The sequence below is a fragment of the Cupriavidus sp. 10L45 genome (assembly GCF_056395225.1).
This window is the reverse complement of sequence record NZ_JBFTJC010000024.1, coordinates 1-10,784: the sequence shown is the minus strand read 5'-3', so window position 1 is coordinate 10,784 and position 10,784 is coordinate 1. Positions and strand designations below refer to the sequence as shown.

Annotated in this window: 10 protein-coding genes and 2 pseudogenes; 3 read left to right on the top strand and 9 right to left on the bottom strand. The window is 63.8% G+C overall.

All coding sequences use genetic code 11. The annotated features are described in order from the left end of the window. Positions 1 to 197: pseudogene (locus tag AC1DFU_RS27425) on the top strand (hydrolase); the annotation flags it as partial. Positions 198 to 419: 222 nt separating this feature from the next. On the opposite strand, the gene AC1DFU_RS27420 reads toward AC1DFU_RS27425, so the two are convergent. The 5 genes from AC1DFU_RS27420 to AC1DFU_RS27400 all read right to left on the bottom strand — a co-directional run bounded on the left by AC1DFU_RS27420 (position 420) and on the right by AC1DFU_RS27400 (position 4,954). Beyond that, positions 420 to 1,094 carry a TetR/AcrR family transcriptional regulator gene (locus AC1DFU_RS27420; protein ID WP_441593820.1) on the bottom strand — a complete coding sequence of 225 codons (675 nt, stop codon included), beginning with the start codon at positions 1,092 to 1,094 and terminating at the stop codon, positions 420 to 422. 119 nt (positions 1,095 to 1,213) lie between these two features. After that, the gene (locus AC1DFU_RS27415) at positions 1,214 to 2,863 is read right to left on the bottom strand and encodes a cation acetate symporter (protein WP_441593818.1); all 1,650 of its coding nucleotides are present in this window, start codon (positions 2,861 to 2,863) and stop codon (positions 1,214 to 1,216) included. Further along, positions 2,860 to 3,219, bottom strand: a complete 360-nt coding sequence (locus tag AC1DFU_RS27410) for a DUF485 domain-containing protein (RefSeq protein ID WP_441593816.1) — start codon at positions 3,217 to 3,219, stop codon at positions 2,860 to 2,862. The genes AC1DFU_RS27415 and AC1DFU_RS27410 overlap by 4 nt, the downstream gene beginning before the upstream one ends. A 35-nt stretch (positions 3,220 to 3,254) precedes the next feature. After that, entirely contained in the window at positions 3,255 to 4,478 is a 1,224-nt protein-coding gene (locus AC1DFU_RS27405; RefSeq protein ID WP_092291730.1) for an FAD binding domain-containing protein, read from the bottom strand. After that, positions 4,475 to 4,954: a VOC family protein gene (locus AC1DFU_RS27400; protein ID WP_441593814.1), complete on the bottom strand. Its 480-nt coding sequence runs from the start codon at positions 4,952 to 4,954 to the stop codon at positions 4,475 to 4,477. Before AC1DFU_RS27400 ends, AC1DFU_RS27405 begins: the two co-directional genes overlap by 4 nt. A gap of 262 nt (positions 4,955 to 5,216) precedes the next feature. Here AC1DFU_RS27400 and AC1DFU_RS27395 point away from each other — a divergent pair, with 262 nt between their 5' ends. Beyond that, positions 5,217 to 6,131 carry a LysR family transcriptional regulator gene (locus tag AC1DFU_RS27395; RefSeq protein ID WP_092291734.1) on the top strand — a complete coding sequence of 305 codons (915 nt, stop codon included), beginning with the start codon at positions 5,217 to 5,219 and terminating at the stop codon, positions 6,129 to 6,131. 1 nt (position 6,132) lies between these two features. On the opposite strand, the gene AC1DFU_RS27390 is transcribed toward AC1DFU_RS27395, so the two are convergent. The 4 genes and pseudogenes from AC1DFU_RS27390 to AC1DFU_RS27375 form a co-directional block, all read right to left on the bottom strand. Beyond that, positions 6,133 to 7,245, bottom strand: coding sequence for an alkene reductase (locus tag AC1DFU_RS27390; RefSeq protein WP_092291736.1), 1,113 nt, complete (start codon positions 7,243 to 7,245; stop codon positions 6,133 to 6,135). Positions 7,246 to 7,291: 46 nt separating this feature from the next. Then, a complete protein-coding gene (locus AC1DFU_RS27385) occupies positions 7,292 to 8,494 on the bottom strand; it encodes an MFS transporter (protein ID WP_441593812.1) in 1,203 nt (400 codons plus the stop codon). Positions 8,495 to 8,605: 111 nt separating this feature from the next. Then, positions 8,606 to 8,910 (bottom strand): annotated as a pseudogene (locus AC1DFU_RS27380) (xanthine dehydrogenase family protein molybdopterin-binding subunit); the annotation flags it as partial. Between the two features lie 328 nt (positions 8,911 to 9,238). Further along, positions 9,239 to 9,931 carry a hypothetical protein gene (locus AC1DFU_RS27375; RefSeq protein ID WP_477159885.1) on the bottom strand — a complete coding sequence of 231 codons (693 nt, stop codon included), beginning with the start codon at positions 9,929 to 9,931 and terminating at the stop codon, positions 9,239 to 9,241. A gap of 193 nt (positions 9,932 to 10,124) precedes the next feature. Between AC1DFU_RS27375 and AC1DFU_RS27370 the strand changes: the two genes are divergently transcribed. Further along, the coding region (locus AC1DFU_RS27370) for a hydrolase (RefSeq protein ID WP_477159717.1) at positions 10,125 to 10,784 on the top strand (660 nt) is incomplete at its 3' end.

The window sequence follows — 10,784 nt, the reverse complement described above, 5'->3', positions numbered from 1 at the left end:
AGGTGCTGCTGGAGTGGCAGCGTGACTGGAAGAACAAGGAAACGTACGACGCCGTGACCGGCCTGGCCAAGCAACACTCGGGCGCCTACGGCATGGGCATCGACTACGCCTACACGATGGTCCACAAGGCCGCGCAGCGCACGCAGACCCCGCACGCGTCGATCGCGCCCGTGCATGCGCCGGTGACCGAATACTGATATCCAAGGTGGGTGGCGCGGCATCAAGAGCCGGGCCACCCTGACTGGGCACAGGCAAAAAACGGTAGCCGCAATGACATGCAATCACAAACTTGGTCGTAAGCTGGAAATGGCTGCCGTCGCCTTCGCGACGGGGTTCTCCTCTCACGCGCACACCTCTTCGTCCCTCGGTATGCTGGCTGGAACACTGGCGGTTTGCGCCATGATGACCCAGCGGTTTGTTTATCCAGCGCTTGCGCGCAATGCGCGTATTGCCGCCGGGGCGCCATGCAGGAACATGTCTACCTTCTGACGGACAATGGCGTCCATGTCGGTCGGGACCTTGAGACCGTAGATCCACTTGCGGACGCCGATATAGAAGATGGCCGCGTGCAGGCTCCAGATCATCTCGATCTCCGCCTCAGTCTCTTCAGCTTTGCGCGGTGCCTCAATCCCGAATGCGTCCCTGACTTCGGCCAGCACAGGCAGGAAGACCTTGCTGCGCAGCTTGCCGAGGTACTTCTTGTTGATGCCTTCGTGCGTCAGGCCGGCAAAGATGAACAGCCGGATCCATTCTTCGCGGAGGATCACCGATGAATAGTCGAGGTAAAAAGCATGGAGCCGCTCCGCCAGTGGCATCGAGCGGTCGGTGATTTGCCGATCCCAGTCAGGACGCCATTGGAAGACCTCGTTGTACACGCGCTCGATGAGGGCTTCCTTGCTCTCGAAATAACGATAGAGCAGGGGTTGCGTCACACCGATCTGTCGGGCCAGCTCCCGGGTACTGCCGCCAAAGCCGTTTCGGGTGAAATGTTCGATCGCCTTTTCGACGATCTGCTTCTCGCGTTCCTCGGGCAGCAGCCGTCGCGCAGACTTGACGGGCGGCTCTTCCGTGGTCGATCCAGTACCTGAGTCCATGACGTTCTCTCTCGCCAATGCGATGCCGATGATGTCCGGATTCTACCAATCGACCGATAAATGGGAAGATGGGCGACTGCAGAAGGTCTGCGCCGCCCGCTCCCGATGGTGGCTGCAGCCTAGTTAACGGTCTTCCTGCCGAGGCCCAGCTCACAATCCACGCGCTGATTCTGATACGCCGCGCGTTCCCATGCCCCCCGTGCCGACCGGTCGGTCACCGAGAATACGTAGATGCCGGCAAATGCCACCAGCATGGAGAACAGGGCCGGATATTCGTACGGATAGATGGCCGAGGCGTGCCCCAGCACCTGCACCCAGACGGTCGGGCTCAGGATCGTCAGTACTACGGCCGTGATCAGTCCGAGCATGCCGCCGACGACCGCGCCGCGCGTGGTCAGCCCGCGCCAGTAGATCGACAGCAGCAGCACGGGAAAGTTGGAACTGGCGGCGATCGAGAATGTCAGGCTGACGATGAAGGCGATGGTCTGCTTCTCGAACAGGATGCCGAGCAGGATCGACAGCACACCCAGCACCAGCGTCGTCATACGCGACACCCGCATCTCGTCCTTGTCGGACGCCTTGCCCTGGCGGATCACCGTCGCATAGAGGTCGTGCGAGATGGCGGAGGAGCCCGCCAGCGTCAGCCCGGCAACCACGGCCAGGATCGTCGAGAACGCCACCGCACAGATAAAGCCGAGGAAGACGTTTCCACCCACCGCATGAGCAAGATGCACGGCCACCATGTTGACCCCGCCAATCACGGCGCCGGCGCTGTTGTGGTACAGCGGATCCTGGGCGACCAGCGCGATCGTGCCAAAGCCGATCACGATGATCATGGCGTAGCCCATGCCGACGATGCCGGTGGCGTAGAGCACGCTCTTGCGCGCGGCCTTGACGTTGCTGACGGTAAAGAAGCGCATCAGGATGTGCGGCAGGCCGGCAGTGCCGAAGATCAGCGCCAGGCCCAGCGACACGGCTGACACCGGATCCGAGACCAGGCCGCCGGGACGCATGATGGCGTCGTGCTTGCCATGTGCGGTGATGGCGTGCTCGAACAGGGTATTCAGGCTGAAGCCGAAGTGGCGCATGACCATGAAGGCCATGAAGGCGCAACCGGCCAGCAGCATGACGGCCTTGATGATCTGGATCCAAGTCGTGGCCAGCATGCCCCCGAAGAACACGTAGACCACCATCAGCACGCCGACCAGGACCACCGCCGAGGTGTAGTTGAAGCCGAACAGCAGCTCCACGAGCTTGCCGGCGCCCACCATCTGCGAGACCAGGTACAGCAGCACGATCACGATCGAACTCAATGCCGAGAAGCCGCGGATAGGCCGCTGCCTGAGCCGGTATGACAGCACATCGGCCAGCGTGTAGCGCCCCAGATTGCGCAGGGGTTCGGCGATCAGGAACAGGATGATGGGCCAACTGGCCAGGAATCCGATGGAATAGATCAGGCCGTCGTAGCCGCTGGTAAAGACCAGCGCCGAAATGCCGAGCAGCGATGCGGCAGACATGTAGTCGCCGGCAATCGCCCAGCCATTCTGCATGGCCGTGATCTTGCCGCCGGCAGCGTAGTGGTCGGCCACGCTGTGGTTGCGCTTGGCCGCCCAGCGTGTCACGACCAGTGTGGCGGCGACAAACGCGACGAACATGGCAATGGCGATCAGGTTCAGGCCCTGCCCGACCGGTGGTGTGGCCGCCAGGACGGGAGTGGCGACGACAAGCGGCGCAAGCAGGAGGGAAGCTGCAATCAAGGCGCGGTTCATGACGGTTCTCCCTCGCGGATCTGCGCAATCATCTTGTCGTAGACGGTGTTGCTGCGATACACATAGATGGCCACCAGTGCGAAGGTGAAGGCGAACATGCCGAACCCGATGGGTATGCCGACGCTCATCGGCTGGCCTGCTGTCAGCGGCGCAGCAAGCAGGTCCGGACGAAAGGCCAGGGTGAGAATGAAGCCGAAGTAGACCGCCAGCATCGCGGCGGTGAGCGACCAGGAAAAACGACGGCGCGCGCGCTGCAGACGCGCGAAGCCTGGCTCGCTCAGGAGGGGATGCGGGACCACGGGCGGGTCCGTTTCGGCAAGATCAAGATGGATTGGATAGGCGGCGGCTTGGGGCATGATGTTGTCTCCGGTACGTTGTTTTGCGGCGTAGGTCAGAAGCGCCGTGAGACGGCGGTCTCGCGCATGACTGCCTCGGGCGTCCGATAGCGTTCGGCCATCTCGCGATCCTGTTCACCCTTGAGTTGCGCCTGCATATAGGCCCCCAGATGGCGTGCGTGCTCGACGACCGCCCGGCCTACCTGGACGCGCTCGGTGCTGTACGCCTCGAGCGCCGTTTCGACGGACGGATGTCCGGCCAGCGCGCGGACCAGTGCGATGGCGTCGCCGGCCGCTTTCGTGACACCCATGCCGCAATGCGGGCGAGCCACGAACGCGGCGTCGCCCAGCAGCGCGATTCGGCCGAAAGCCATGCGAGGCACGGTCAGGTCGAAGATCGGCTGGAATAGCGGTTGGGGGGTCTTCGTGACGATTTCCGCGAACTGCGGCGCCAGCAGATCGGATGCGGCGCTTTCCATGTCGTCGAGCACCTCGGGGCGGATCAGGCTCGGCGGAATGCCATTGGCCCAGGTCTTGCCCGCGACGTCGGTCAGCAGGTCAGGGAGTTCGTCTTCCTCGCGCGTGGCGCGATACCACACGAAGTTGTAGCGGCGGCGGCCTGGCGCGATGCTGTTGCCGTCGCCTGCCACCGGATAGCCAAGGATTTGCTCGTGAGCCGGCAGGCAGAAGGCAAACTTGTCGAAAATGGCCGCGTGCGTGCCGGGCGAAATATCGGCCTCATCGACCAGCCCGCGCCAGGCAACATATCCGGCGTACTCCAGGCCGACCGAAGGCAGTAGCTGTTCGCGTACCCCCGAGCGGAAGCCGTCGGCGGCAATGACCATGTCGGCCCGGTGCGTCGAGCCGTCCTGCAGCGTGACGACCGCATGGTCGGCATGAGAATCGACCGCGGTCACGGTAGCGCCGGTGCGATAGGCGCCGGAAAACGCCTTGCCCAGCACGTCATACATCTTGCCCCAGGCCGTCAATGTCTGGGGCATCTGGCGATCCGATACCACAGCGCCATCGCGGGCGAGTGTGACCCGGGTATCGACGTGAACGCCAATGCTGTCGTCGACGACCACGCCGGCGGTGGCCAGTGCCTCGAACAGTTCCGGGTGCGTGACGATTCCGGCGCCACGCCCGGTCAACGCTTCGGGTGTCCGCTCGAAGACCTCGACCTCCCAGCCTTCGCGCTGAAGCATGCTGGCGGCAAACAGACCGCCGAGCGATCCGCCGACGACGATCGCCCTGGGTTGCCTTTGCAGTGCGGATTTCATGCCTCGACTCCCGTTGTAGCTTGCGCCGGATGCGGCAATGCCAGGCCCTCCACCTCGGTGGATGGGTAGTTGAGCTCGATCGTGACGCCCGAAGGATCCTCAATGAAGACCTGATGGAGGCCAAGGCTCGGGACGGTGCGGTCACGCCAGGCGATGCCCTCGGCGCGGAGGGTGTTCCACATCTGCGCGACGCCAGTGGCCAGGAAGGCGATGTGGTCGAGCGTGCCGGTGCCGGATGCGGGCAGGGACTTGTCGCCGAGGTAGGCCGCCAGCCCCGAAGGATTGGCGGGATCGATGCCAATGATGTGCACGCATCCGTAGTCACGCTCGTCATCGCCCATATAGAGCCAGGCGCCGGGAAAATCGAACGGGGGGCGGTAGCCACGCCGGAAGCCCAGCACGCGTTCGTAGAACGCGCAGGACCGTTCCAGGTCGGTGGTGCGAATGGAAAAATGCGCAAGTTTGGTCAGTGCCATCGTCGCCTCCTTTAAATTATCGATCGATCAGTGATCGGTTGATAAATGATAGGGCGGAAGGCGCGACAGGCCAAGGGGCGGGACGGGTGGGACTTACCCTGATTCGACGAGCTTCCGCGCGGTGTCGCGCCTGGCTCACAAAGCAAGTCGGATCAAGGAGTGGCATCATCTGCCGGAACGCGAGCGTGTCGCATAGTTCATATCGCGATCTGCATCACGCTTCCCGAATGACCAATCGTTATCAATCGATCATCCCTGGAAGATGGACAAGCTGCTTGCACTGAAGATGTTCGTGGAAACCGTGGATGCGAAGGGCTTCTCCGCCGCAGCACGACGCCTGGAGCTGGCCACATCGTCGGTCACGCGCGCGCTCGACGGCCTTGAGGCATCACTGGGGGCGGTCTTGCTGAATCGGTCCACGCGGCTCATCACGGTCACGGAGGCCGGCGCAGCCTATTACCAGCAGGCCCGGAAGATTCTGGATGCCGTGGAGGAAGCCGACGCGTTGATTGCGGATCGGGGCGAGGAGCCGGTTGGGCGCTTGCGCGTATCGCTACCCGTGGCGTTTGGGCGGCGATGCATCGCCCCCTATCTTGGCGATTGGCTGGCGAAGTTTCCGAAACTCGAGGTCGAGGTGACGCTGACCGACGACATCGTCGACCTGATCGGCGAGCGGATTGACCTGTCCGTCCGGCTGGGCAGCCCGGCGTCTTACGACAGTGTCATCGCGCGGGAGATCGGCAGCTTCCGCCGTCGCGTGGTGGCTAGCCCGGCCTATCTGGAGAGCCAGGGTGTGCCCGCTGAGCCCGGCGAGTTGCTCCATCATCGCTGTCTGCGATTCAGCTATGGCGCGCGGGATCAGGTGTGGACCTTTCGCCAGGACGGCAGTGAGACGACAGTTCCGGTCAATGGCCATTTCCGCAGCAACAACGCCGAGGTATTACGCGAGATCGCGCTGGCGGGCGGGGGCATCGGCCTGTTGCCGGACTGGCTCGTCGATGACGATATTGACAATCGTCGGCTGACGCCGTTGTTTGACGCATGGTCTGTCAATCCTGACCAGACAAGCTCCGCCATCTCTGCGCTGTATCTGCCGAACCAGCGCGGCTCGCGACGGATTGCCGCGTTCCTGACATTCCTGGCGACATTGCCCGGGCCGACACGCCGCCAGGAATGACTCAGGCAAGTGCCGGATAGTCGGTGTAGCCGACAGTCGTGCCGCCAAAGAACGTCGCCGGATTGGCGGCATTCAGCGCCGCCGAGGTCTGGAGACGGCGGGGCAGATCGGGATTGGCGATGAACGGCCGTCCGAACGCGACGATGTCCGCGCGCCCGTCGGTAATCGCACGTTCTGCAGAGGCGCCGTCGTAGCCGCCAGCCACCATCAGCACGCCGTGGAATTCGGCACGCATCCTGCGCATGATGGCATCCCAGCGTGGGTCAGCCGCCTCGTCCTTGACCGTACCGACCATCGCCGGCTCCACCAGGTGCAAATAGGCCAGCGACTCGTCGTTGAGGCGGCGTGCGATGTAGGCGAACGTGGCCTCAGGCGTGGCATCGCCCATGCCCATGAAGCGGCCCATCGGCGTGAGCCGCACGCCCACGCGCTCCGCACCGATCTCGGCCGTCACGGCGTCCACCACCTCCAGTAGCAGGCGCGCGCGGTTCTCGATGCTGCCGCCATAGGCGTCGGTGCGAAGGTTGCTGTCAGAGTTGATGAACTGGTCCAGCAGATAGCCATTTCCCGCATGGATTTCCACGCCGTCCATGCCCGCCTCCATGGCATTGTGCGCGGCCCGGCGGTAGTCATGCACGATCGCCGCGATACCCTCCACGGTCAGTGCCTGTGGCGTCGGGATGTCGCCCCACACGCCGTTCCCGTCGGCGTCGACGATGAACGTCTTGCCGGGCACCGGGAGCGCGCTCGGCGCCACCGGCAGCGCGCCGCCGGGTTGAAACGACGGGTGCGAAACCCGGCCAACGTGCCACAGTTGCAGGAAGATCCGGCCAGCTTCGGCATGGACGGCGTCCGCCACGGCACGCCAGCCCTCGACCTGCTCGGCGGTGTAGATCCCAGGGGTCCACGCATAGCCCTGGCCTTGCTGCGAGATCTGGGTGGCCTCGGTAATGATCAGTGCCGCTGAGGCGCGCTGCCGGTAGTACTCGACATTCATGGCATTGGGCACATTACCGGGCTGGCCAGCGCGCGAGCGCGTCAATGGCGCCATGGCGACGCGGTGAGTCAGTTGCAGCTGCCCGATTGTGATGGGCGAGAACAGATGGGATGTCATGATGATGACTCCGGTCAATGAATGGTTCGAAGAAGGAGCGAGCTGCTCAGCGGCGCGAAGCGAGGGCCATGGCCAGCAGCGAGACCAGCGCAAGACCACTGCCCGTCGCGACGATGCCGGACCAGCCGATATGCGTGTAGAGCACGCTGGCGACGGCCGATCCCACCGCGCCCCCGGCGAAGATGGCGGTCATGTACAGCGCGTTCAGGCGTCCACGGCTGGTGGCATCGAGCGCATAAATCGCACGCTGACCCAGCACCATGTTCATCTGCACGGCAAAGTCGAGCACGATGCCGGTCAATGCAAGCCAATAGACGCCGCCTGTGCCGCCGACCAGTCCGGGGAGGAAACTGATGACAGCAGCGATCATCGCCAGGTAAGAGGCGATGCGCGTATAGCCCGAATCTGCCAGCCGGCCGGCGATCGGTGCCGCCACAGCGCCCAGCGCGCCAACCAGTGCAAAGACGCCAATCTGCGATTGCGAGAGGCCATAGTGGCTGACCAGCTCGAGGGGTGCGGCAGTCCAGAACAGGCTGAACGCGGCAAACAGCAGCGCCTGGTACAGCGAGCGCTGGCGCAGCACCGCATAGCGCGTGAACAGATGCCACAGGGAAACCAGCAGGCCGCCATAGGTGCCGCGATGCTCGGGCATGCGGCGCGGAATCGTCGCTGCGATGATGGCCACCGTCGCCAGCGTCATCGCGGCGGCGATAAAGAACACCGCACGCCAGCCGAAGGCCTGTGCCAGCAGGCTCGACAATGGCCGGGACAGCAGGATTCCGGAGAGCAGGCCGCCCATGATCGTGCCCACGGTGCGCCCACGCAGCGCTTCGGGCGCAAGGTGCGCCGCCAGCGGAATCAGTATCTGCACGCTCACGGAGCTCAGGCCAAGCAACAGCGACACCAGCAGGAACAGTCCTGGCTGCGACGCGGTGGCGGCGCCCACAAGGCTGATGGCGGCGGCCACGCCACTGATCAGCAGCAGGCGCCGGTTCTCGTGAAGATCTGCCAGCGGCACCAGAAAGAACAGACCGACGGCATAGCCAATCTGGGTCAGCGACACGATGACGCTGGCGCTTTGGGCCGACAGCCCCACCGTCGGCGCAATCATCTCGATGATGGGCTGGGCGTAATAGAGGTTGGCAACCAGCACGCCGGCACACAGCGAAAACAGCGCGACCAGCGCGCCGGACATCGGGGCTGGCGCAGGCGCGGCGCCGGGCATGAGGGGGGAAGTTGTGGATTCCATGGCGTTGAGGGACAGGTTGCAATGGGGAGAGCTTAGGCGCCGGAAAGCGCAATTTGAATCACAACGGGGAGCAAATCAGCGTTGCGCGGGATGCAACGCCTCCCTCGGTACTTAGGGCGCGATCCTGGCCTGCAGCGTCTCGCCGCCCAGTGGCATATCGCGCAGCCTCACGCCCGTGGCATCGACCAGTGCGTTGCCGATGGCACCGGCGGTCGGGCCCATCGCGGCTTCCGCCACGCCCCGGGAATGGTGCGCCTGGACGATCGATCAGATGCACATTGACCTGCGTGGGGTACCGCCGAGAACCGCATGATTGGATAGGTTCCCCAATCGAAACTGCGAATGCCGGTCGTGTCGAAGCGCAACTGTTCATAGAGTGTCCAGCTGGCAGATTGCAGGATGCCGCCCTCGGGTTCGCAGCGGCGCCATGCCGGATGCCCGGCGACAGGAAATCGCCGCAAGCAGCCCGGACTGGCGGTGCGACGCCGTCGAATTCTTCGTCACGCGGATCTCGTTCGATTCCCTCGACAAGGCGCGTGCTGCAAGTCTGAGCGATGTACCGACCAGGCTTCGCCTGCCCGAGGCGGACATTGATCGCCTGATCGATGCGGGAAGGGATGCGATCCTCGGCAACCCGGTGATCCGCGAGTTCGAGCGCGAGGCGACCGGGGCGCGACAGTCCAGCGCCCCAAGAAATAACGGCCGCGATCTCTCGCGGCCGTTTTTGCTTTCCAGCGGGGGTTTTTACTGCGCCGATCCCGCCGCCGCCGTACCCGCCACCTTCGGCACCGCCGGTGCGGCCCGTTCCATGAAGAACGCGCCACGCAGCTGCGAGGTGGCCGCGCGGGTGCCTTCGTCCACGGCGCCCATCAGGTTTTCATATTCCGGGGCCTGGTCCCAGTCGCCCTTGGCGGGATTGTGGTTTTCCACCCTTTCATACCATTCGAGCTTGTTGGTCGACAGGTCCACCAGCTGTCCGGTCAGGGAGATCAGGGCCGTCGGCGGGGTCAGCGGCAGGAAGCCGTAGTAGTTTCGGACCGTGCCCAGCGAGGTGGCGCTCACCAGCAGCAGCTTGTCCGCCTTGTACTTCCGGGCCAGCGGGCGATAGTCACGCAGCGCCACGCCATCGCCCGAGCCCTCCGTGAACTTGGAGAGGGACTCCGTATCGATCGGCTCCTCGATCATCACGACCTTGATCTGGCGCGATTCCAGGCCCTGGGCGAATTCCTTGGGCAGGCCGCTCACCTTCGAGAAATCCTGCTTCTGCAGGCGGTCGACGATGGCCTTGGCGTTGGCCCGGTTGATGGCGTAGTCCAGGATGCCCTGCGCGCCCAGCATGACCTGGTTCGGCTCGGGCAGCTTCTCGAGGGCGACCGCGACGGTCTTCTCCTTGTTCTCGAACAGCGCGCTGGTGGCCGGAATCGGCTTCTGTACCACTGCGCAACCCGCGAGGGCGGTAACGGCCAGCAGAATTTCAAAAAATTTGAATAACTACGTGAGACTTCAGCGGATTTACGTCACTTATCGCCCCGTATAGTTCATCCCATCGCAACGCCACAACAAAACAACGGCGAACAGCGAAAAGCAATAAAACTGAACGAATCAACCTTTAGCTACCGGAGAAACCACCATGTCGAACGCCACCAACGCCAAGCTGCAAGTCCTGACCCCGCGCAACAGCCAGCTGATCATCATCGACCACCAGCCGCAGATGGCCTTCGGTGTCCAGTCGATGGACCGCCAGACCATGAAGAACAATGTGGTGGGCCTGGCCAAGGCGGCCAAGATCTTCGATGTGCCGACGACGATCACCACGGTGGAGTCCGAGTCGTTCTCCGGTTACACCTACCCCGAAATCCTCGACGTCTTCCCGGGCCAGCAGACGCTGGAACGCACCTCGATGAACTCGTGGGATGACCAGAAGGTGCGCGACGCGCTGGCCGCCAACGGCCGCAAGAAGATCGTCGTGGCCGGCCTGTGGACCGAGGTCTGCAACACGACCTTCGCCCTGAGCGCGATGCTGGAAGGKGACTACGAGATCTACATGGTGGCCGACGCCTCGGGCGGCACGACCAAGGAAGCGCACGACTACGCCATGCAGCGCATGATCCAGGCCGGCGTGGTGCCGGTGACGTGGCAACAGGTGCTGCTGGAGTGGCAGCGTGACTGGAAGAACAAGGAAACGTACGACGCCGTGACCGGCCTGGCCAAGCAACACTCGGGCGCCTACGGCATGGGCATCGACTACGCCTACACGATGGTCCACAAGGCCGCGCAGCGCACGCAGACC